The organism is Mycobacterium sp. NGS29 (genome assembly GCF_059812965.1).
This window is the reverse complement of the sequence record NZ_JCALDR010000021.1, coordinates 46,519-68,946: the sequence shown is the minus strand read 5'-3', so window position 1 is coordinate 68,946 and position 22,428 is coordinate 46,519. Positions and strand designations below refer to the sequence as shown.

Sequence of the window (22,428 nt, the reverse complement as noted above, 5' to 3'; positions counted from 1 at the left end):
CTTACAGAGTCAGACGTTCGCTGTTCGACGTGTGTGGAATATTGCCTGGGAGGGCCGCGCACGCGTGGCCGATATCGCTTGGTTGCTAGGTGCCGTTCGGCCCGTTGCTGCCCGGAGCGCCTGCGACGCCGCCCGTACCCGGAGTGCCCGCGAGACCGCCGGTACCGCCTGTACCAGGGTTACCGTCGGTGCCGCCCGTGCCGTCGGTGCCGCCGCCCAGGCCAGTTCCGCCCGTGCCGCCGCTGGCGTGGTTGCCGCCCGCGCCACCGTTCGCGCCGTTGCCGGCCCCTCCACCGATGCCGGTGCCCGTCGGGTTGCCACCACCGCCGCCGGCACCGCCGTTCCCGCCGGCACCGGAGTTTCCGGCGTCTCCACCGATCCCGCCACCGTTGCCGTCGCCGCCGTCGCCGCCGACACCTCCGATGCCGCCCGCGCCGGCTGAGCCGGCGTCGCCGCCTCTACCACCATTCTGGTTGCTGCCGAAGCCGTTTCCGCCTTTGCCGCCGGAACCGGAGTCGCCGCCAGCGCCGGCATCCCCGCCGTTACCACCGGCTGCGCCTGCAGTGGTGGCGGTGCCGTCGCCACCAGCACCACCGGCGCCACCGTTACCGCCTTTACCGCTGGCACCACCGTTGCCGCCCAAGCCGCCAGGTTGGCTACCGGTAGTAGCTTGACCGGCATTGCCTCCGATATTGCCGTTTCCGCCCTTACCACCGGCGCCACCGTCGCCCCCGTCACTTGCGGCGCCATTGGTGCCGCCGCCGGTCGCGGTACCACCGGAGGCCCCGTTGCCACCGCCACCGCCAACACCGCCGTCGCCACCGGCACCACCGGCGCGGGCGTCGCGGTTGGCGACCGTGGTGCTGTTCTGGCCGTTACCACCTGCGGCGCCGTTGCCGCCGTTGCCGGCCTTGCCACCGTTTCCGGCGGTACCTGCGGCACCACCTGACTGGCCGTCACCACCGGCACCCGCGTTACCGCCGGCGCCTCCGTTACCGCCGGTGCCACCGGCGCCGCCGTTGCCACCCGTGGTACCAGTGACACCCCCACCGGTACCGCCCGTGGATCCGATGCCGCCCTGGCCACCGTTGCCACCGACACCACCGTTGGATGTCGCGGTGCCCGCACCACCGGTGCCACCCACACCGCCGAGGCCACCGTTGTTGCCGGCACCGCCGGTACCGCCGTTGGTTCGGTTGCCGGTGCCGGTGCCGCCATTACCGGCCGTCCCGGCGTTACCACCGTTACCGCCGTTACCGCCGTTACCGCCGTTACCTGCCGTACCGTCTGCGCCAAGCGTGGCGGCACCTGCATCACCACCGACACCACCGGCTCCGCCCTGGCCGCCGGCGCCGGCTGCGCCGCCGGTGCCGGCCGTACCGTTGGCGGTGCTGGAGTTGGCGCCAACAGCACCGTTACCGCCCTGGCCGCCCTGGCCGCCCTGGCCGGCATTGCCGCCGTTACCCGCGTTGCCAGAGACAGATCCGCCCGCGCCACCGCCGCCACCGTTGCCACCCTGGCCGCCGATGCCACCGGTGGCGCCGGCGCCGCCGGTGGTGCCGGTTGCGCCGTTGCCACCGATGCCGCCATGACCGCCGTTACCGACCGAACCGCCGGCACCACCGTCGCCACCCTTGCCACCGGCAGAACCATTGGTGAGCGCACCGGCGTTGAAGCCGTTGCCGCCATCGCCGCCGTGGCCGCTGCTGGCGGGCGCGGTACCGTTGGCGCCGTTGTTGCCGCTGGTAGAGCCGGTGCCCGCTGCGCCACCGGTACCGACCGCGCCCGCGTCGCCGCCCTTACCGCCATTGCTGCCATTGATGACGGTCGCCGTGCCGTTCGCGCCATCACCGCCGTCACCGCCCTGGCCGGCCGCCCCGCCGGCACCGCCGTTGCCGGCCGCACCCTGGTTTCCTGCGGTGGCGGTACCGCCGTTACCGCCGGCGCCACCAGTGCCACCCGCACCGCCGTCACCGCCGGCGCCGCCAGCCGTGGTCGGGTTCGTCGAGTTGGCTCCGTTACCACCGGTACCGCCGGCTGCGCCGACGCCACCGGCGCCACCCGCCCCGCCGTCCCCGGACACCGTGCCACCAGCCCCGCCGTTACCGCCGACACCACCGAATCCACCGCCAGTAGCGGCTGCGCCGCTGGCACCCGAGCCGGCCCCGGCCGCACCGGACTTGCCCGGCAGACCCGCACCGCCGGTGCCGCCGGCGCCGCCGTTTCCACTCTCGCCGGCGTCGCCACCATCACCGCCGGCGCCACCGCCGGCCTGGCCGATCCCGCCGGTACCACCGGCGCCCCCGTCGCCCGATGTCGCACCGCCGACGCCGCCGTGACCGCCCGCGCCGCCGACACCCTGCGGCGACTGGCCGAAGCCACCCTTGCCACCGATGCCGCCGGTACCGGTGTCTCCGCCTTCGCCGCCGGTGCCACCGGCGCCACCGTTGCCGGCCTGCACTCCGCTGTCACCGCCGATGCCACCGGTGCCACCGGCGCCGATGCCATCACCCGCGCCACCGTTACCACCAGCACCACCGGTGCCGAGCGTGCCACCGGCACCACCGACGCCGCCGGCACCGCCGTTGGCGTTCGACCCCGCGTCCGCGGCGTAGCCCTTGCCGCCGACGCCGCCGTCGCCACCCTCGGTGGCCGCCGCGCCCGCGACGCCGTTAGGACCGCCACCGGGGCCACCGCTACCCTTCGCCGCACCAGCTCCGCCGCTGCCCGGGTTACCCCCCTGGCCACCGGTACCGCCGTCGACGTTGGCTGAGTTGCCGTCACCGCCAACACCGCCGGTACCGCCAATTCCGGCCGCACCACCGTTTCCGCCCGCACCACCGCCACCGACTGCGCCCGCAACGCCCTTCGGCGCCGCACCGCCGGCGCCACCGTTGCCGCCGACGCCGCCGACGCCACCGTTGCCGCCCTGGCCGCCGACCCCGCCGGTGCCACCGCCATCAGCGCCGACCTCGCCCACCCCGCCGGTGCCACCCACGCCGCCGACCCCGCCGTCACCACCGGTACCTCCGATGCCGCCGTTGCCGGCCTGCGAACCGGCCGCGCCGCCGGCGCCGCCGTTACCGCCGATGCCACCAGTCTGGCCGGTGTCGCCGATCAGGCCCGTGCCACCGGTCGCGCCCTGTGCGCCGGAACCGCCGGCACCACCGGAACCGCCGGCACCGCCGTTGCCCACGGCGCCCGCCTGTCCGCCGGCTCCGCCGTTACCGCCCGATAGCCCGGTGCCCGCGGCGGCGGTGTACCCGTGACCGCCGGTGCCACCGTTGCCGCCACTGGTCGCGGCGGCACCGGTGGCCCCGCTGCCGCCAGTCGTCAACCCGCCGCCACCCTGGCCACCGACACCGCCGGTGCCGGGGTTACCGCCGATCCCGCCGGCGCTGCCATGAATGCTGGCGGCGGTGCCATTACCGCCGTGGCCGCCGTTGCCGCCGAGTCCGGCCGCACCGCCGGCACCACCGTTGCCGCCGACACCCAGGTTGCCGAGTGGGTTCTGCGCGAGGCCGCCCTGACCGCCGTTGCCGCCCTTTCCACCGGCGCCACCGACCCCGCCGGTACCACCGATCTCGCTCGGGTCAGCCGCGTCGGCGCCGACTGCGCCGGTGCCACCCTGCCCGCCGACGCCGCCGGCGCCACCGGCCCCGCCAAAGCCCGCAGTGGTCCCGGCGTCACCGCCGGCACCACCGTGACCGCCGTTGCCGCCGGTCCCGCCGGCACCACTGGTCTGGGTCGGGTCTGTCCCCGTTACGCCGATGGCGCCCTTGCCGCCGGCTCCGCCCGCGCCACCATTGCCGGCCAGACCACCGGCACCACCCCGACCGCCGTTGCCGCCGTTCGCGCCGGGGGTAGTGGCGTCCCAGCCAGCCCCGCCGGCACCTCCATCACCGCCGCTCAGGGCGGCGGTGCCCAGGGCACCTGATGCCGCGGCGGTGGTTCCGGTGCCGTTCAATCCGCCGGCCCCGCCGGCTCCTCTCCCGCCGGGGTTGCCGCCCACGCCGCCGACGCCGCCATTGCGAGTGGTGGCGTCCCCGGCGCCGCCAGTCCCGCCGGCACCGCCGAGTCCTGCGGCGCCGCCCTGACCGCCGATTCCACCGGTTCCGGTGACACCACCGGTTCCGGAACCGAGCGCAGTACCCGCGGCACCGCCGGCACCGCCCTCACCGCCGGCACCGCCCCAACCGCCGAGGCCGCCGTTGCCACCGGTGGCACCAGCGACTGTCGCGTCGACACCCTTGCCGCCGGTCCCGCCGCCACCACCGAGACCACCCTTGCCGCCAGCGCCGCCGTCACCACCGTTGCCCGATACCAGCCCTCCGTGACCACCGGCCCCACCGACACCGCCGATGCCGCCGCGCGCCCCGGCACCACCGGCCCCGCCCGGGGTACTGGCATTTGCACCCGCGGCGCCGGCCACGCCGGCGCCGCCGTCACCGCCGGCACCACCGTTCGCGGTCGCACCGCCGTCACCACCGGCACCACCGGTCCCGCCGACCACACCCACGCCGCCGTTCCCGCCCTTGCCGCCCGCGCCGCTGCCGTCGCCGGCACCGCCCTCACCACCGGCGCCACCGTGACCGACCGCCCCGCCATTACCGCCGACACCGCCGTTGCCGCCCGCCGCGTTGGAGCCACCGGCGGCGGTGAGACCCGCTCCACCCGTACCGCCGTTACCGCCGCCGGTTGCCGCAGCACCGGCGGCGCCGTTTGCCGCACCGAGTGAACCCGCCCCGCCTGCACCGGCGATGCCGGGGTTGCCACCCACACCACCGGCACCGCCGTTGGGGGTGCCGATGTCGCCAGCGCCGCCGTCACCACCTTCGCCACCGAGCCCGGCCACGCCACCGGCGCCACCCACACCGCCGGCACCGAAGATGCCCGTGCCACCGGCGGCACCACCCGCACCGCCATTACCGCCCTGGCCTCCGCCGCCACCCGTCGCGCCGGCGACGACGGCGTCCGCACCGTCACCACCGAATCCACCAGCACCACCGACGCCACCGGCACCGGCCGTGCTGAATACCAGCCCTCCGTTGCCGCCCCGTCCCCCGGTTCCACCGGTGCCGCCGGCGATGGCCAACGACGGGTCACCTTCACCACCGGCACCGCCCACGCCGCCGGCACCACCGGCGCCGAAGAAGCCGGCGTTTCCGCCCATGCCTCCGATACCACCGGTCAGACCGGCGGCGGCACCGATGCCGCCGGCACCGCCCATACCGCCGTTGCCGTACAAGATCCCGCCGGAGCCGCCATTACCGCCCTGGGCGCCGGCGCCGCCCGTACCGCCGATGCCACCACTGCCGAATAACCCGGCGGCCCCGCCGTTACCGCCGACCTGTCCCACAGCACCGGACCCACCGGCACCACCATTGCCCCACAGCAATCCGCCGGCACCACCGTTGGCGCCGGTGCCCGCCGCACCGTCGGTGCCGTTGCCGATCAGTGGGCGACCCAGCAAAGCCTGCGACGGGGCGTTGATCAGGTCTCCGACGAGCCCGAGCGGGCTGGCGGCGGCCGCCTCGGCGCTTGCGTAGGAGCTACCTGCGGCGTTCAACGCCTGCACGAACTGCTCGTGAAACGCCTGGGCTTGGTTGCTCAGCGTTTGATACCCCTGCGCGTGCGTCCCGAACAACGCGGCGATGGCCGCCGACACTTCGTCCTGGGCCGCCGGCAGCAGCGAAGTGAAGGGGCTGGCCCACGCACAATTGGCCTCGGACATCGACGTGCCCAGACTCTCCAGGTTCGTCGCGGCGAGGGCGAACAGATCCGGGGCAGCCACCAAATACGACATCGCTGAAACTCCTGTGGTTCATAGCCGACGAGGTCACTCGGTTTGGGAATGTACATCTTCGGTAAGCGAAAACACCAGATGCTGAAACGGTAATTTCCAGATTTTTCTATCTCGCCGATTCGACGACTGCCTCCGCGCCCCTGCGCGCCAACCGCGCAGATGTTTGCGGGAGCCTGAAGGATTCAACCTTCAGCTATCCATCTTGGTGGGTCGACTCACACGGTCACTGACGTGAGCGATAAAGTGTTGTACGCCAACACTTTTCAGTTCATCAGTTATCTCGCAGTACCGAGCGGCCTACTGACGCCAGTTGAATAATTATTGTCAATAGCGTCAGAAACCAGCAGGGAAAGCGACTCGTCTGACACCGCCGTGACCGGACGCAAAGTTTGCTGTGTGCCGCACTACCGCCTCGGGATTGCGAAGTGGCGATTGACAAATTTTCTCGGGAGTGTCACGGCAACGGCACGACGCAGAGCCAGCCAAACGGTTGCTGGAAGTAGACCGACCGGTCTTCTGATTTGCCGGCGTCGGCTACTTGCCGTACCGGCGATGCCGCATGCTGTAGTCGCGCAGAGCACGCAGAAAATCGACTCGCCGGAACGCCGGCCAGTGCGCCTCGGTGAACCACATCTCCGAGTAGGCGCTCTGCCACAGCAGGAAGCCGGACAGCCGCTGCTCCCCGGAGGTGCGGATGACCAGGTCGGGGTCCGGCTGCCCGGAGGTGTAGAGGTTCTCCGAGATCCCGTCAACCGTCACCACCTCGACGAGTTCCTCGGCGGTGGCACCGTTGGCGAGTTCCTTGCTCAGCAACGCACGTACCGCGCCGACGATCTCCTGCCGGCCGCCGTACCCCACCGCCACGTTGACGTGGAACGCGGCGTTCTGCGGGGTGGAATCCACCGCGTCGCGCAGCCGCCGGGCCGGTTCTTCACCCAGCAACTCCAGGTCTCCGACGGTCCGCACGCTCCAGCGGTTGGCCGGCGCGCAGATCTCCTCGACCACATCGGTGATGATCTCAATCAGCGCACCGAGCTCTTCGGGGTCACGTTGCAGGTTCTCGGTGGAAAGCAGATAGACGGTGGTCATCTCGATGCCGGCGTCCTGGCACCACCGCAGCATCTCGGCGATCTTCACCGCCCCCATCCGGTAACCGACGCTGACGTCGTCGTACCCCAGGCTGCGCGCCCACCGCCGGTTCCCGTCGCACAGCACCGCGATATGCCGTGGCAACTCCGATCTGGACGCGGCCAGGCCCTGCCGGAGCCGTAGCTCGTAAAGCCGGTACAACGGCTCCTTGATCCGCGGCGGGACGATCTCCACGAAGATCCACACTACTGTGAACCGCAACAGTTTCCGGTGGCGAATTCGGGCTATATCACGTCATGTCATCAGGTTTCACTCAGCTGATTTCGCTACCCTGATCCGTGACCCCAACGGCGAACACAAGACGAGGCAGAACAGATGAGCAGCCAATCCAGCACGCTCACCAACGCTGAGCCGAACAAGAACACTGAGCCGGACAAGGACGACTCCTCGCCGGTCCAGGCCGCCCAGGACGCCGTGGAGGGCGCCGCCCACCAGATCGCCGAGGGCGTCGCCAAAGTCCTGACCAAGCCCCGGTTCCGCGGCTGGATCCACGTCTACTCAGCCGGCACCGCCGTCGCCGCGGGCGCCTCGCTGGTGGCGGTGTCGTGGGCGGTGGATTCCACCAGGGCCGGTCTGGCGACAATGCTCTACACCTTCGCCACGATCATCATGTTCACGGTCAGCGCCACCTACCACCGGGTCAACTGGAAGTCCCCGACCGCCCGGATGTGGATGAAGCGCGCGGACCACTCGATGATCTTCGTGTTCATCGCGGGCAGCTACACGCCGTTCGCGCTCCTGGCCTTGCCTCCCGACCAGGCGAAACTGATGTTGTGGATCGTCTGGGGCGGTGCGGCCGGCGGCATTCTGCTCAAGATGCTGTGGCCTTCGGCGCCGCGCTGGGTCGGCGTGCCGCTGTACATCCTGCTCGGATGGGTCGCGGTCTGGTACACCGGCACCATCCTGCACAACGCCGGCGTGACGGCCATGGTGCTGCTGTTCGTCGGCGGCGCCCTCTACAGCATCGGCGGCGTGCTGTACGCCATCAAGTGGCCCGACCCGTGGCCGCGGACCTTCGGCTACCACGAGTTCTTCCACGCCTGCACCGCGGTGGCGGCGATCTGCCACTACATAGCGATGTGGTTCGTCGTCTTCTAGAGCTGGGTCACGTCGGCCGCTGACCAGTAGGCCTTCATCGCGGTGACCTTGCCGTCGCCGTCGAACACCATCGTCTCGATGGGCTCGATCCGCATCTTGGTGTCGCCCATCGCGACCGTCAGCCGGAAGTGGAAGGCCGCTTCGTTGCCAGATACCCGCAGCGTGACCAATTCGCATTCGCGTTGCGCGCCGGTCACTGCCGAATAGAAGCCGTGGATAGCACGGGTGCCGATGTGCACCTCACCACCCACCGGATCCTCCAGCGTGGCGTCGTCGGCGTAGAAGGCCGCCAGGTCCTCGGCGGTGCCGTCGCTCACCGTGGCGATGTAGCGATGCACGGTGTCGGTGATTGCTTGCACCCGCTCGGCATTTGGCATGTGACGCACGCTACTACCCGGGTACGTTCAGTGCGGTAGCCAGTGCCGCCGCGTCGGTCACCGGCAGGTCACACGTCCGGCCCCGGCACACGTAGGCGGCGTCGGCGCCGGCCACCTGGTTCCGCCCGGCCAGCAGCGGCGACGAGTCCGTCTGGCCGCCGACAACGATCGCCCCGCCGGGGGCCAGCCGACGGGCTTCGGCCAGCAATGATGCGGGCTGCTGGCAGGCGACGGCGATCTGCAGTGGCCCGCGTACCGCCGCCTCGGCCACCGCCAGCCAATGGCCGGCCGACCGAGGGGCCCGGGCCAGCAGCACCGCATGCGCGTCCAGTGTCTGGCCGGCAAGTCGTAGATATCGCTCGGCGCGGGTGCCAGCCACCAGGTGAGCCGCGGTCAGTAATGCCTCGGCGATCGACGAGGCTCCTGACGGCGTGGCCCCGTCCAGCGGGTCGGCGGGCCTCAGCAACAACTGCTCGGCGTCGTCGGCGGTGTCGAACCACCGGCCGGGATGCTGCGCATCCGCGAAATGCCCGATCGCGGTGTCCAGCAGACCGGTGGCCGCGGTGAGCGACGCCGGCTCCGCGGTCAGCTGGTGGAGCGCAAGCAGGCCGGTGGCCAGCATCGCATAGTCCTCCAGAATCCCCGCGCTGTCGCCGACCACCCCGCCCAGGCTCGCGCGGCGCAGCCGCCCGTCCACCAGGTGACGGTCCAGCAGCGCGGCCGCACAACGCTGCGCGGCCCGGGTCAACTGCGGGTCACTCAACGCGACGCCGGCTTCGGCGAGCGCGGTGACGGCCAGCCCGTTCCAGGCGGTGACCACCTTGTCGTCGCGTCCAGGTTGGACCCGGGTACGCCGCGCCGCCAGCAGCCGCTCGCAGACCTCGTCCAGGCGATCGTCGGGGTCCACCGACAGCCGCAGCACCGACGTGCCGTGCTCAAAGGTGCCGGCCTCGGTGACACCGAAAACCCTTGCCGCCCAACGGCCGTCGTCCGGACCTAAAATTTCGGCCAGTTGGGCCGGCGTCCACACGTAGGTCGAGCCTTCCCGGCCGTCGGCGTCGGCGTCCAGCGAGGAGACGAACAGGTCGCCGTCGGCGAGGTCGTCGAGCAGGAACCGCGCCGTCTGCGCGGTGATCCGCCGGGCCAGCGGGTCGCCGGTGCGTCGGAACCAGTGTGCATACCAGCGCAGCAGCAGCGCGTTGTCGTACAGCATCTTCTCGAAATGCGGCACCACCCAGGCGGTGTCGACACTGTAGCGGGCGAAGCCCCCGGCCAGCTGGTCATACATGCCACCGCGGGCCATCGCGCGGCCGGTGCGCGTCACCGCGGCCAGCACCGCCCGCGACCCGGTGCGCTCGTAGTGGCGCAGCAGCGCCTCCAGCAACGCCGACGGCGGAAACTTCGGAGCGCCACCGAAACCGCCGTGCTCGACGTCCTGGTCACCCAGCACGGCGGCCACCGCCTGATCACACAATTCCGGGGCCACCGCCGGCCCGCCGCCCGGCAACCCGGCGCTCATCGAGCGCAGCTCACCGGCGATGTGGTCCGAGGCCTCCTCCACCTCACCACGGCGTTCGCGCCAGGTCTCGCTGATCGCCGAAAGCAGTTGCAGGAAGCTGTCTTTCGGGTAGTAGGTGCCGCAGAAGAAAGGCCGGCCGTTCGGGGTCAGGAAGCATGTCATCGGCCAGCCGCCCTGGCCGGTAAGCGCGACGGTGGCGTTCATGTAGACCGCGTCGATGTCGGGGCGTTCCTCGCGGTCCACTTTGATACAGACGAAGTCGGCGTTCAGCACCTCGGCCACCCCGGGATCTTCGAACGATTCATGCGCCATGACGTGACACCAATGACAGGCGGCGTAGCCGATGGACAGCAAGATGGGCACGTCGCGGGTGGCTGCGTCAGCCAGCGCATGCGGCGTCCACTGCTGCCAGTGCACCGGGTTGTCGGCATGCTGACGCAGGTAGGGGCTGGTGGCGAGCGCGAGCGTATTGCGGCCGGCCTCAGCCGGGGTCATGAGCCGATCCCGGCGGCCGCGCGGACCCGTCGCCCCCTGGCGGAACGGGCGGGTCGTCCAATGCGTCGGTGCCCTCGTCCGCTGCCTGGTCGGCCTCGGGGTGCTGCCGGTCGAACGATTCGGGGACCTTCTTGAGCTGTCGGTTCATCGACCGCACCAGGAAGATGGTGGCGACCACCAGCAGCACCACGATCAACAACCCCAGTGGACTGGCCTTGCCGAAATCGGGCCCGTGGTTGCGGGTTCCGCCGTCTGCAATCACGGTGAGCACAAGAGCGTTCATCGGTCGGCTTCGATTCCGGCGAACAGATCGGTCTCCGGCAGGGTGGCCGGCACCCGCGACCGGGCCAGCTCGAATTCCTCGGTCGGCCATAGCCGCTGCTGCCAGGCGATCGGCGCGGCGAAGAACTCGGCATTCGGGTCGATCTGGGTGGCGTGCGCGAGCAGCGCGTCATCGCGCTGACCGAAATACGACGAGCATTCGACGCGGGTGGTGACCCGCTTCTCGAACTGGTCGTGCTCAGGCAGCCAGTGCTGGAGCCACTTGTCGAACGGCCCTTGCTGCCCGTGCTTTTCGAACTCGTCCTGCAGTAGCTGCATCCTGGCCCGCAGGAAGCCGTGCACGTAGTAGAGCTTGGACACCGTCCAGGGTTCCCCGGCGTCGCCGAAGCGGCGGTAGTCGCCGGCCGCCTCGTAGGCACCGACAGACACCTCATGGCAGCGGATGTGGTCGGGGTGCGGGTAGCCGCCGTTCTCGTCGTAGGTGATCATCACGTGCGGGCGGAATTCGCGGACCACCCGCACCAGCGCTGCAACCGATTCCTCCAGCGGCACCAGCGCAAAGCAACCCTCCGGCAGTGGCGGCGGCGGGTCGCCCTTGGGCAGCCCGGAGTCGACGAAGCCCAGCCAGGTGTGCTCGACACCGAGGATCTCGGCCGCTTTGGCCATCTCGTCGCGGCGAATCTCATGGATGTGTCCGCGCACGTCGGGCAGGTCCATCGCGGGGTTGAGAATGTCGCCGCGCTCACCGCCGGTCAACGTCACCACCAGCACCTGATGACCCTCGTCGGCGTACCGGGCGAGAGTCGCGGCGCCCTTGCTGGATTCGTCGTCGGGGTGGGCGTGCACCGCCATCAACCGCAGTTTGCTCACGTGCTCCCTTGTGTCTGTGGGTACGAGTCCGTCCACCGGCCCTGGTCAGTGCTCCCTATACTTCCAGTTCTGCTGTACCCCACAACTCCCCAGGGCAAGACTGACGGCTTGACTGACGAATCGATTCCGCGTCCCGAGGCACGCTACGGACGGTCCCGGCTTTCGCGCAAAGCACGGCGCCGAGTCGTCATCGGGCTCGCCGCGGCGGTGCTGGCGGCGGGCATCGGCATCGCCGTCGCCGGCTACCAGCGGATCGGCACCGCCCCGGTCACCGGCACGCTGGCGGGCTACCAGGTGATCGATGACGAAACGGCCTCGGTGATCATCAGCGTGACCCGCAAAGACCCGTCCCGGGCCGTGGCGTGCATCGTGCGGGTGCGCGCCAGGGACGGCAGCGAGACCGGCCGGCGCGAGGTGCTGGTGCCTCCCGCCGACCAGGCGACGGTGCAGGTGACCACTACCCTGAAATCCGGCAAGCCGCCGATGATGGCCGACGTATATGGCTGCGGCACAGACGTACCCGCGTATCTGCGCCCGTCCTGACCGCGCGACAAACGCCGAACTGCGGCGATGCAGGTCATCAGTTGTTAGCGCGGTGGTAACATAGGTGAATGCACGGTCCTGCCTGGGACCGTGTATTGCTGCATTAGAGGCCTTCGGCACGCGGGACTTGGCAGCAACCGGGGTGGGGGAAGCCGCTTACGTCAGCAAGCGGATCAGAGGACTTACGCGACACGCGGAACGACAACACAAGGAGCGGTACGAGATGACGGACACTCAGGTGACCTGGTTGACCCAGGAATCACATGACCGGCTCAAGTCCGAGCTCGACCAGCTGATCGCGAATCGTCCGGTCATCGCCGCGGAAATCAACGATCGCCGCGAAGAGGGCGATCTGCGCGAGAACGGCGGGTACCACGCTGCGCGGGAGGAGCAGGGTCAGCAGGAGGCCCGCATCCGGCAGCTGCAGGATCTGCTCAACAACGCCAAGGTCGGCGAGGCCCCCAAGCAGTCCGGGGTCGCGCTGCCCGGCTCGGTGGTGAAGGTCTACTACAACGGCGACAAGTCGGACAGCGAGACCTTCCTGATCGCCACCCGCCAAGAAGGCGTTAACGACGGCAAACTCGAGGTCTACTCACCGAACTCCCCGCTCGGCGGTGCGCTGATTGACGCGAAGGTCGGCGAGACCCGCAGCTACAAGGTGCCCAGCGGTAACACCGTCGAGGTGACGCTGGTCAGCGCGGAGCCGTACCACTCGTAGTTCCTGCCCAGTGTGCACGGCACGACGTATCTGCGGCGTGTCGCGTCGTGAGACGCACAGTCGGCGTCAGGCCGGTGGGTCAGCCCAGCGCCTGCTCAAGGTCGGCGATCAGGTCGGCGACGTCCTCGATGCCCACCGACAGCCGCACCAGGTCGTCGGGCACTTCCAGCTGTGAGCCGGCCGTCGATGCGTGCGTCATCGCGCTGGGGTGTTCGATCAGTGACTCCACCCCGCCCAGTGACTCGGCCAGAATGAAGACTTCGGTCCTGGCGCACAACTTCTCGGCCGCCTGCCGTCCCCCGCGCATCCGCAGCGACACCATGCCGCCGAAGCCGCGCATCTGGCGCGCGGCAACCGCATGGCCGGGATGGGTGGGCAGACCCGGGTAGAGCACGGCACTCACCGCCGGCAGCTCGGCCAGGAAATGCGCTACGGCAGCGGCGTTTTCGCTGTGCCGCTGCATCCGCAGTACCAGCGTCTTGATGCCGCGGATGGTCAGGTACGCATCGAACGGCCCCGGTACCGCACCCGCGCCGTTCTGCAGGAAGGCGAACGCCTGATCCAGTTCTTCGTCGTTGGTGACCACCGCGCCGCCGACGACGTCGGAGTGGCCGCCGATGTATTTGGTGGTCGAGTGCAGCACGATATCGGCACCCAGCGTCAGCGGTTGCTGCAACGCCGGCGAGGCAAACGTGTTGTCCACCAATACTTTTGCCTTGACATCGGCACCCAGCTGGCCGATGCCGGCAATGTCGGCGACCGACAGCAGCGGGTTGGTGGGCGTCTCCACCCAGATCAACCGGGTCTGCGGGGTGATCGCCGCGCGCACCGCGTCCAGATCGGACAACGGCACCGGCGTGTACCGGACGCCCCATTGGGTGAAGACCTTGTCGATCAGCCGGAAGGTGCCGCCGTAGGCGTCGTCGGGAATGACGACATGGTCGCCGGGGCGCAGGACGGCACGTAGCACACAATCGCTGGCGGCCATCCCGGAACTGAACGCGCGCCCGAACGCACCCTCCTCGATCGCCGCCAGGGAGGCTTCCAGCGCGGCCCGGGTCGGGTTGCCGGTGCGGGCGTACTCGAAGCCGCCGCGCAACCCACCGACCCCGTCCTGGGCGAAGGTGCTGCTGGCGTAGATCGGGGCGTTGACGGCGCCGGTCGCCGGATCGGGGCGGTAGCCCGCGTGGATCGCTTTGGTGGCCTGGCCGGTGAATCTGTGGTCGTGGTTCATCGACGGCCAGCCTAATCGTTCCTACCCGGTGGGCTCGCTCCTCAGCTTTGCAGCGGCAGACAGACCGTCGTCATGATCTTGTCCGCCAGGGTCTGGCGCTTCTTGTCCCACAACGGGAATAAGAATCCGATGTAGCAGATGATCGCGTCGACGAAGTGCGCGAGTTGACGCACCAGTGACATGGCGAATCCCAACGGAGCGCCGGAGACCTCGCTCACCACTTTGAACTTCAGGATCGACTTACCGATGCTCGATCCGGTGGTGCCCTGCTTGTAGCCGTAGTTCCACACGACGTAGGCCGCGACCAACCCATTTCCCAGCATGTTCAGGAAAGTGCCGGCCATCGAGTCGTCCGGGACGGCGATCAACAGGGCCGTGGTGATACCGACGATGATCAGCACCGGGACGTAGTCGATGAGGAATGCGAGCGCGCGGGAGACCCACGGTGTGTAGGACTCCGTCGACAACTGGCGCACGGCCGGTCCCGGCGGCGGCGGCGCGACCGCGCCGGCCGGCGGGGGTGGCGGCGGGTAGCCACCGGGCGGCGGGGGCGGGGGCGCGGACGGATAGGGCCCACCGGGCGGCTGATCGGTCATGGACAACCTTCCGATACGGAGTTTGCTGAACTAGCCGGTTAGAGTACCGGAGCGCCGGAACCAGCGGGACCCCGCTAGCGTCGTCGCGTTCCTTCGGACAGGAAGCCCAGCAGGTCGTAGCGGGTGATCACCCCGACCGGCTTGCCCTCCTCCACCACCATCAACGCGTCCCAGTCGCGCAGCTCCTTGCCGGCCACGCTGACCAGCTCGCCGGCCCCGATCAGTCGCAACGGGGGGCTCATGTGCTCCGACACCGCGTCGGCCAGCTTGGCGCGGCCCTCGAACACCGCCGAAAGGAGTTCGCGCTCGGAGACACTGCCGGCGACTTCGCCGGCCATCACCGGCGGCTCGGCGCCCACGACCGGCATCTGCGACACCCCGTATTCGCGCAGAATCCCGATCGCGTCGCGCACCGTTTCCGACGGGTGGGTGTGCACCAGGTCGGGCAACGCACCGGACTTGCGCCGCAGCACATCTCCGACGGTGGACTCCGCCGATGACCCGTCGAGCCTGCTGCGCAGGAACCCGTAGGACGACATCCACGCGTCGTTGAAGATTTTCGCCATGTAGCCGCGCCCACCGTCGGGCAGCAGCACGACGACCAGCGCGTCGGGCCCGGCCTGCTCGGCCACCTTGAGCGCCGCGACAACGGCCATCCCGCAGGAGCCGCCGACCAGCATGGCTTCCTCGCGGGCTAGGCGCCGGGTCATGTCGAAGGAATCGGAGTCGGAGACCGCGACGATCTCGTCGGGCACCGAAGGGTCGTAGGCCGCCGGCCAGAAGTCCTCGCCCACTCCCTCGACCAGATACGGCCGGCCGGTGCCGCCGGAGTACACCGAACCCTCCGGGTCGGCGCCGATGATCCGCACCCGCCCGTTGGACACCTCCTTGAGGTAGCGACCGGCGCCGGTGATCGTGCCGCCGGTGCCGATGCCGGCGACGAAGTGCGTGATCTTGCCGTCGGTGTCGGCCCAGATCTCCGGACCCGTGCTGGCGTAGTGGCTGGCCGGGCCCTCGGGGTTGGAGTATTGGTCGGGCTTCCAGGCACCTTCGGTTTCCCGCACCAACCGGTCGGACACGCTGTAGTAGCTGTCCGGGTCCTCCGGGGGCACCGCCGTCGGGCAGACGACCACCTCGGCACCGTACGCGCGCAACACATTTCGCTTGTCCTCCCCGACTTTGTCGGGGCACACGAATACGCATTTGTAACCGCGGCGCTGGGCCACCAACGCCAGGCCGACACCGGTGTTGCCCGACGTGGGTTCGACGATGGTGCCGCCCGGCCGCAGCGCGCCGCTGGCCTCGGCCGCGTCGATCATCCGCTCGGCGATCCGGTCCTTGGAGCTGCCGCCCGGGTTGAGGTATTCGACCTTCGCGGCCACGATGCCCGAACCCTCGGGGACGACGGAGTTCAGCCGAACCAGCGGAGTGCCGCCGATGAGATCACTGATGTGCTGCGCGATTCGCATACGCCTATGGTCTCAGGCGGTCCCGCGCGGTGCACTCGGGTGTCTAGCCGGTGGCCTCGCGGATGTACTCGCCGATCTGCCGCAACGAACGCTCGGCCTCCGGCAAGATCGGTCCGGCCACCTGGAAGTCGTGCACCTGGCCCGGCCAGACCCGCACCTCGGCGGGCACCCCCACCGCCGCCAGCCGCTGCGCGGCCAGCTGGGCGTCGTGCAACAGCACCTCGGAGCCGGAAACGTGGATCAGCGTCCGCGGCAAGCCGGGCTCGATGTGCTCCAACGGCTCGTAGATCTCCTCGGGCGCACCGTTCTTCTTGTTCTTGGCGGCGCAGCTAGCAACCAATTCGCCGAGCGCGTCAAATGCTCGCGGCGGGAACATCGCGTCGCACTTGATGTTCGGGTGGGCCTGCTTCTCTTCCTTTGCCAGCTGCAGCAGCGGCGAGATCGCCACCAGGGCCGCGGGCTCCTCGTCCTCCCGCAGCAGACGTTGCGCCAGGGACAGCGCGAGGTAGCCGCCGGCCGAGTCGCCGGCAAGCACAATCTGCTCGGGTTCGTACCCGAGCAGCCGCAACCACCGGTAGCCGTCGTAGCAGTCATCGAGCGCCATCCCGATCGAATGCTTGGGCATCAGCCGGTAGTTGACGACCAGAACTGGGGCGTCAGCAAACTTCGACAGCGTCTCGACCAGGCGACCGTGCGAGTTTGCTCCGCAGGTGAGAAAGGCTCCGCCGTGCAGATACAGAATCACGCGCCGGGTACCGTCGGCCGGCAAGACGCCGGTGGCCCGCACCAATTGCGCTGAGGCATTGGGCAAGTCGACTTCGGCCCGGACGGTGTTGGTGGCCGGCAGCAGCACGCGGGCGGCGTGGTCGATCAGAGCCCACGGCCAGGGAAACTGTGGAACGTAGCTGCCGACCGCCAGAAACGGACGGATCGTGACACGCGAAGCAAGCGTAGCTATTCGCGCAGAGACACTTGGACCAGACTCGACCACCTGAACGGGGGCACCGTCACTGATCGCAAACCTGCGGGCTTCAAGTCTACGAGACTTCAGCACATCGCGCGGCCGAATGTGAACCCGGGGGGAACCAGATACTTTACTGGGAGCGGTCATTGCTCACTACTTCCTACGCCGTTGTAGTCCGATAGCATGCGACGAAGACGCTGAGCAGTGACTCCAGCCAACCTCGCCAACTTAGCTTGGCAGCCGTTTACCCACTCGGCACTCGATTATTCAGTTCGATATCACTTCTGGTTCACACCGTAATCGCTTTGTTCTTCAGCTACCCACGAAATCAGCACAACCGTCCTAAACTGATTGCCGTGAGCATGCGCGTGCCACGTCGTTCGACGATCGCTCTGGCCACCGCGGGTGCACTCGCCTCGACAGGCTCGGCCTATCTGGGCGCACGCAACCTGCTGGTCGGCCAGGCCATGCATGCGCGCACGGTGATCCCCAAGTCGTGGGACATCCCGCCCCGCGCCGACGGCGTCTACACCCGCGGCGGCGGTCCCGTGCAACGCTGGCAGCGCGGCATGCCCGTGGACCTGCACCTGATGATTTTCGGCGACTCGACGGCGGCCGGGTACGGGTGCGTGACCGCAGAGGATGTTCCCGGGGTGGTGATCGCCCGCGGGCTGGCCGAGCAGTCCGGGTTGCGAATCCGCCTGAGCACCAAGGCCATTGTCGGAGCCACGTCGAAAGGCCTCTGGGGTCAGGTCGATGCGATGTTCGTCGCCGGACCGCCACCCGACGCCGCGGTCATCATGCTCGGCGCGAACGACATCACCGCGCTCAACGGGGTCAGCCCGTCGGCCCAGCGACTCGGCTCCTCGGTGCGCCGGCTGCATGACCGCGGCGCCGTCGTGGTGGTGGGGACCTGTCCAGACCTGGGGGTCATCACGGCAATCCCCCAGCCGTTGCGTTCGCTGGCGCGCACCCGGGGTCTGCAACTGGCCCGCGCACAAGCCGCCGCGGTGCGCGCGGCCGGGGGTGTGCCAGTGTCGATCGCGCATCTGGTGGCGCCCAAATTCCGGGAGATGCCGGAGCTGATGTTCTCCGCCGACCAGTTCCACCCCTCGGCGGCCGGGTATGCCGTCGCGGCCGAGCAGTTGCTGGCGGCGTTGCGCAGCGCGCTCAGTGACAAGCTGGACCTGCCGCCGGTTCCGCCGCCGGTTTCAGCCGAGATCGTCACCCCGGAGGTCAGTGCCACCCGACGCGCACTGGTGTCCCGGTTCTGGCCGCGCCCGTCGGCTGCGCGTGCGGCCGAAGGTGAAGCCGTCGCCCTACCTTGACTCCGGCGCGTTGGGCCGCGGGACTAGGCTCGGCCTGCCAGATTCGAATGGCCACCGCCCACCGGAGGAGCCGACATGCCCGAAGCCGTCATCGTCTCAACTGCCCGCTCACCGATCGGCCGTGCCATGAAAGGGTCGCTGGTCGGCATGCGGCCCGACGACCTGGCCAGCCAGATGGTGCGCGCCGCACTCGACAAGGTGCCGGAGCTGAACCCACATCAGATCGACGACCTGATGCTGGGATGCGGACAGCCCGCCGGTGAGTCCGGCTTCAACATGGCGCGGGTCGTCGCCGTCCAACTCGGCTACGACTTCCTGCCCGGCACCACCGTCAACCGGTACTGCTCGTCGTCGCTGCAGACCACCCGCATGGCGTTTCACGCGATCAAGGCCGGTGAGGGTGACGCTTTCATCTCCGCCGGTGTGGAGACGGTGTCCCGCTTCGCCAAGGGCAGCGCCGACTCGTGGCCGGACACCAAGAACCCGCTGTTCGACGAGGGGCAACAGCGCACCGCCGCGGCGGCGGCCGGCGCCGACGAATGGCACGACCCGCGCGCCGACGGGAATGTGCCTGACATCTACATCGCGATGGGGCAGACCGCCGAGAACGTCGCTGCGATGACGGGCATCAGCCGCGAAGACCAGGACCACTGGGGTGTGCGCAGCCAGAACCGCGCTGAAGAAGCGATCAAGAACGGGTTCTTCGCCCGCGAGATCTCTGCGGTCACCCTGCCCGACGGCAGCACCGTCGACACCGACGACGGCCCGCGCGCCGGCACCACCTACGAGAAGATCAGCGAGCTCAAGCCGGTGTTCCGGCCCAACGGCACCGTCACCGCGGGCAATGCCTGCCCGTTGAACGACGGCGCGGCTGCGGTGATCATCACCAGCGACACCAAGGCCAAGGAGCTGGGCCTGACGCCGTTGGCGCGCATCGTGTCCACCGGCGTCAGTGGGCTCTCCCCGGAGATCATGGGGCTGGGCCCGATCGAGGCGGTCAAGAAGGCGCTGGCCCGCGCCGGCATGTCGGTCACCGACATCGACCTCTTCGAAATCAACGAGGCGTTTGCGGTGCAGGTGCTGGGGTCGGCGCGCGAGCTGGGTATCGACGAGGACAAGCTGAACGTGTCGGGCGGCGCTATCGCGTTGGGTCACCCGTTCGGCATGACCGGCGCCCGCATCACCGCGACGCTGCTCAACAATCTGCAGACGCACGACAAGACGTTCGGCGTGGAGACCATGTGCGTCGGCGGTGGGCAGGGTATGGCGATGGTGGTCGAGCGGCTGTCGTAGCTGCGCTTCGTCGGCGCTGCGCCGCCCCTCCCGCCGTTCACTCTGCGTCGGCCCACCCGGTCACTCTGCGTCCAGGGCGACAGAGTGCGAGAGCGCAGCGCCCTCAGCGCAAAGTCAACGGCGGCACCGGACAGAACACCTTCGCGGTGCGACCACAACCACGCGGCGACGGTGCGGTCGCGCAATGACGGGTCCACACGCTTGTCCAGGTAGACATTCGGCATGATCGGGCCGTAGTAAGCGCGCAGCTCGTGCCGGCTGAGTCGGCCGTCGGTGAGTGCCTCGCTGCCGATAAAGGGCTGCTGTGCGTACCACATACCCCGCATGGTGGCAGCCGGCACCGACACCGCAATTCACTCTGCGTCCAGGGCGCAAAACTGCGAGGACCCCCCGCCACCAGCGCAGAGTCACGCCCGGGGAAGCCACCCACCGCGCCGCCAGCGCAGCGTCAACGCCGCACACCCGCGGCGCCACCCGCGCGGCGCCACACGAAAGAGGGCGCACACAAAAGAGAAAGCCGGCACGCCATGGCGTGCCGGCTTTGCCCGTCCAGGGATCAATCGTTCTGCAGATAGCTCAGCAGACGCAGGATCTCGATGTACAGCCAGACCAGGGTCACGGTCAGGCCGAGCGCGATGCCCCACGCGGCCTTCTCCGGCGCCCCTGCGCGAATCATCTGGTCGGCGGCGTCGAAGTCGATCAAGAAGCTGAAGGCCGCGATGCCGATGCAGACCAGCGAGAAGATGATCGCGATGGTGCCGCCACCCCGCAGCGGGCCCGCCGAGTGGGTGAAGAAACTCAGCACGAGGTTGCCCAGCATCAGGAAGAACACACCGAAGATCGCAGCGGTCATCATCCGAACGAACTTCGGCGTGACCCGAATAGCACCGGTCTTGTAGACGACCAACATTCCGAAGAACACGCCGAGAGTCCCCAGGATGGCCTGGCCGATGAGCGAACCCGCGTTGGCCGAGCCCACAGTGAAGTGCGCCAGCAGGAACGAGATGGCGCCCAGGAACAAACCCTCGAGGACGGCGTAGCTCAGCACGATCGCCGGGTTGTCCTGCTTGCGACCGAACGTCGCAATCAGCACCATTACCAGACCACCGATCCCGCCGACCATGGCCAGCGGCATCGCCAGGCTGTTGTTCGCCGCGACCAGGAAGTAGGAGACGACCGCGGTCGCCGACAGCGTGGCCAGCGTCAGGCCGGTCTTGGTGACGACATCGTCGATGGTCACCGGACGAGAAGTCCCCGCCTGCGGCTGGTAAGGCTGGGACGGCTGGTAGGGGGCGTATGGGTCGCCCTGGTAGCCCGGCGCGACGCCGGGGCCGAACTGCGCGTATCCGCCCTGCTGCTTCGGCAGCGAGCGGAATACCGGGTTGCTTGTCTCCCGCACCGTCGGATCCTCTCTGAAATGCTGTGGTTTCGAGCTGTGCAAACAGTTACTCAACGTTTGGCGGTCCGCGCGGGTTCCCGCGGAGCTGCTTATCGACCTGGTCCGGATGAAGGTCCGGATAACCATAAACCTTAGACCCGCGGGCACCGCCGAGCGAGTAACGATCTAGATTGCTGGTCAAACTCATGGTCACAGCGGCCAGGGGTGCTTCACGACGAGGGGAGACGTGCGCGTGACTGGCGCCGTGACTGGGGAATCCGACGAGGTCCTGACCCGCGTGGACCACAACGTCGGCTACGTCACACTGAACCGCCCGAAGGCGATCAACTCGCTCAGCCAGACGATGATCGACCTGCTGAGCACGGTCCTGACCCGGTGGGAGCGCGACGACGCGGTGCGTGCGGTGGTGCTCACCGGCGCCGGCGAGCGCGGGTTGTGCGCCGGCGGTGACGTGGTGGCGCTGTATCACTCCGCCCGCAGCGACGGCGCCGAGGCGCGGCGGTTCTGGCGCGACGAGTATCTGCTCAACGGAAAGATCGGCCGCTACGACAAGCCCTACGTCGCGGTGATGGACGGCATCGTGATGGGCGGCGGGGTCGGCGTCAGCGCCCACGCGAACACCCGGGTGGCCACCGACACCTCCAAGGTCGCGATGCCCGAGGTCGGGATCGGCTTCATCCCCGACGTCGGCGGGACCTACCTGTTGTCGCGGGCGCCCGGCAAGCTCGGCCTGCACGCCGCGCTGACCGGTGCACCGTTCGACGGTGCGGACGCCATCGCGCTGGGGTTCGCCGACCACTACGTGCCGCACAGCGAACTCGATGCTTTCACCGCCGCGGTCGCCACCGAGGGCGTCGAAGGCGCGCTCGCGCACTACGCCGTCGAACCGCCACCGAGTAAGCTTGCGGCGCAACGTGAATGGATCGACGACTGCTACTCGGGCGACACCGTCGCGGACATCATCGCCGCGTTGCGCGCACACGACGCGGAGCCGGCCCACGACGCCGCGGACCTGATCGCCACCCGCTCCCCCATCGCACTGTCGGTGACCTTCGAGGCGGTACGCCGTGCCGCCGAGCTGGAAACGCTGGAAGATGTTCTGGTGCAGGATTATCGGGTGTCGTCGGCGTCGCTGCGCTCGCACGACTTCGTCGAAGGCATCCGCGCCCAACTGGTCGATAAGGACCGCAACCCGAAGTGGTCCCCGGCGCAACTGGACGAAGTCACCGCAGCCGACGTCGACGCATATTTCGCACCAGTGGACGACGATCTGACGTTCTAGGGAGGC

16 protein-coding genes and 2 pseudogenes are annotated in these 22,428 nt (G+C 69.2%); 6 read left to right on the top strand and 12 right to left on the bottom strand.

All coding sequences use genetic code 11. From position 1 onward, the window contains the following. Positions 1-85: 85 nt before the first annotated feature. Together AC5Y5Z_RS22680 and AC5Y5Z_RS22675 are read right to left on the bottom strand one after the other, a co-directional pair. On the bottom strand, positions 86-5,806 hold the full coding sequence (locus tag AC5Y5Z_RS22680; RefSeq protein WP_499927676.1) for a PE family protein: 5,721 nt from the start codon (positions 5,804-5,806) through the stop codon (positions 86-88). A 534-nt stretch (positions 5,807-6,340) separates the two neighbouring features. Further along, on the bottom strand, positions 6,341-7,129 hold the full coding sequence (locus tag AC5Y5Z_RS22675; RefSeq protein WP_463828820.1) for a (2Z,6E)-farnesyl diphosphate synthase: 789 nt from the start codon (positions 7,127-7,129) through the stop codon (positions 6,341-6,343). A 141-nt stretch (positions 7,130-7,270) separates the two neighbouring features. Here AC5Y5Z_RS22675 and trhA point away from each other — a divergent pair, with 141 nt between their 5' ends. After that, a complete protein-coding gene (gene trhA / locus AC5Y5Z_RS22670; RefSeq protein ID WP_463828814.1) occupies positions 7,271-8,053 on the top strand; it encodes a PAQR family membrane homeostasis protein TrhA in 783 nt (260 codons plus the stop codon). On the opposite strand, the gene AC5Y5Z_RS22665 is transcribed toward trhA, so the two are convergent. Genes AC5Y5Z_RS22665 through mca form a run of 4 tightly spaced genes read right to left on the bottom strand, consistent with a single transcriptional unit; the run spans position 8,050 to position 11,596 of the window. Further along, entirely contained in the window at positions 8,050-8,430 is a 381-nt protein-coding gene (locus tag AC5Y5Z_RS22665) for a nuclear transport factor 2 family protein (protein WP_499927674.1), read from the bottom strand. The genes trhA and AC5Y5Z_RS22665 overlap by 4 nt on opposite strands. A 13-nt stretch (positions 8,431-8,443) precedes the next feature. Next, entirely contained in the window at positions 8,444-10,444 is a 2,001-nt protein-coding gene (locus AC5Y5Z_RS22660; protein WP_499927672.1) for a thioredoxin domain-containing protein, read from the bottom strand. After that, positions 10,431-10,727, bottom strand: coding sequence for a hypothetical protein (locus AC5Y5Z_RS22655; RefSeq protein WP_463828811.1), 297 nt, complete (start codon positions 10,725-10,727; stop codon positions 10,431-10,433). Before AC5Y5Z_RS22655 ends, AC5Y5Z_RS22660 begins: the two co-directional genes overlap by 14 nt. Continuing rightward, positions 10,724-11,596 carry a mycothiol conjugate amidase Mca gene (gene mca / locus AC5Y5Z_RS22650; RefSeq protein WP_499927670.1) on the bottom strand — a complete coding sequence of 291 codons (873 nt, stop codon included), beginning with the start codon at positions 11,594-11,596 and terminating at the stop codon, positions 10,724-10,726. The genes AC5Y5Z_RS22655 and mca overlap by 4 nt, the downstream gene beginning before the upstream one ends. 108 nt (positions 11,597-11,704) lie before the next feature. On the opposite strand from mca, the gene AC5Y5Z_RS22645 reads away from it, so the two are divergent. Beyond that, the gene (locus AC5Y5Z_RS22645) at positions 11,705-12,139 is read left to right on the top strand and encodes a DUF4307 domain-containing protein (protein ID WP_463828809.1); all 435 of its coding nucleotides are present in this window, start codon (positions 11,705-11,707) and stop codon (positions 12,137-12,139) included. Positions 12,140-12,362: 223 nt separating this feature from the next. Continuing rightward, entirely contained in the window at positions 12,363-12,857 is a 495-nt protein-coding gene (greA, locus tag AC5Y5Z_RS22640) for a transcription elongation factor GreA (RefSeq protein WP_463828808.1), read from the top strand. Between the two features lie 79 nt (positions 12,858-12,936). Here greA and AC5Y5Z_RS22635 read toward each other — a convergent pair whose 3' ends face one another. From AC5Y5Z_RS22635 to AC5Y5Z_RS22620, 4 genes and pseudogenes are all read right to left on the bottom strand, one after another. Continuing rightward, positions 12,937-14,091, bottom strand: coding sequence for a cystathionine gamma-synthase (locus AC5Y5Z_RS22635; protein WP_463828807.1), 1,155 nt, complete (start codon positions 14,089-14,091; stop codon positions 12,937-12,939). A 41-nt stretch (positions 14,092-14,132) separates the two neighbouring features. Next, a pseudogene (locus tag AC5Y5Z_RS22630) lies at positions 14,133-14,648 on the bottom strand (RDD family protein); the annotation flags it as partial. Between the two features lie 113 nt (positions 14,649-14,761). Continuing rightward, positions 14,762-16,156 (bottom strand): cystathionine beta-synthase, encoded by a 1,395-nt coding sequence (locus AC5Y5Z_RS22625; RefSeq protein WP_499927666.1) that lies wholly within the window; start codon positions 16,154-16,156, stop codon positions 14,762-14,764. Between the two features lie 43 nt (positions 16,157-16,199). Then, the gene (locus AC5Y5Z_RS22620; RefSeq protein WP_463828805.1) at positions 16,200-17,267 is read right to left on the bottom strand and encodes an alpha/beta hydrolase; all 1,068 of its coding nucleotides are present in this window, start codon (positions 17,265-17,267) and stop codon (positions 16,200-16,202) included. A gap of 221 nt (positions 17,268-17,488) precedes the next feature. On the opposite strand from AC5Y5Z_RS22620, the gene AC5Y5Z_RS22615 reads away from it, so the two are divergent. Both AC5Y5Z_RS22615 and AC5Y5Z_RS22610 read left to right on the top strand, forming a co-directional pair. Then, complete coding sequence (locus AC5Y5Z_RS22615) at positions 17,489-18,448, top strand: SGNH/GDSL hydrolase family protein (RefSeq protein ID WP_499927682.1); 960 nt, start codon at positions 17,489-17,491, stop codon at positions 18,446-18,448. A gap of 75 nt (positions 18,449-18,523) precedes the next feature. After that, positions 18,524-19,741, top strand: coding sequence for an acetyl-CoA C-acetyltransferase (locus AC5Y5Z_RS22610; RefSeq protein WP_463828804.1), 1,218 nt, complete (start codon positions 18,524-18,526; stop codon positions 19,739-19,741). A 119-nt stretch (positions 19,742-19,860) separates the two neighbouring features. On the opposite strand, the pseudogene AC5Y5Z_RS22605 reads toward AC5Y5Z_RS22610, so the two are convergent. Both AC5Y5Z_RS22605 and AC5Y5Z_RS22600 read right to left on the bottom strand, forming a co-directional pair. Next, a pseudogene (locus AC5Y5Z_RS22605) lies at positions 19,861-20,058 on the bottom strand (hypothetical protein); the annotation flags it as partial. 239 nt (positions 20,059-20,297) lie between these two features. Further along, positions 20,298-21,140, bottom strand: coding sequence for a Bax inhibitor-1/YccA family protein (locus tag AC5Y5Z_RS22600; RefSeq protein ID WP_463828803.1), 843 nt, complete (start codon positions 21,138-21,140; stop codon positions 20,298-20,300). A gap of 244 nt (positions 21,141-21,384) precedes the next feature. Between AC5Y5Z_RS22600 and AC5Y5Z_RS22595 the strand changes: the two genes are divergently transcribed. Continuing rightward, entirely contained in the window at positions 21,385-22,422 is a 1,038-nt protein-coding gene (locus AC5Y5Z_RS22595) for an enoyl-CoA hydratase/isomerase family protein (RefSeq protein WP_463828818.1), read from the top strand. The last annotated feature ends 6 nt before the right edge of the window (positions 22,423-22,428 follow it).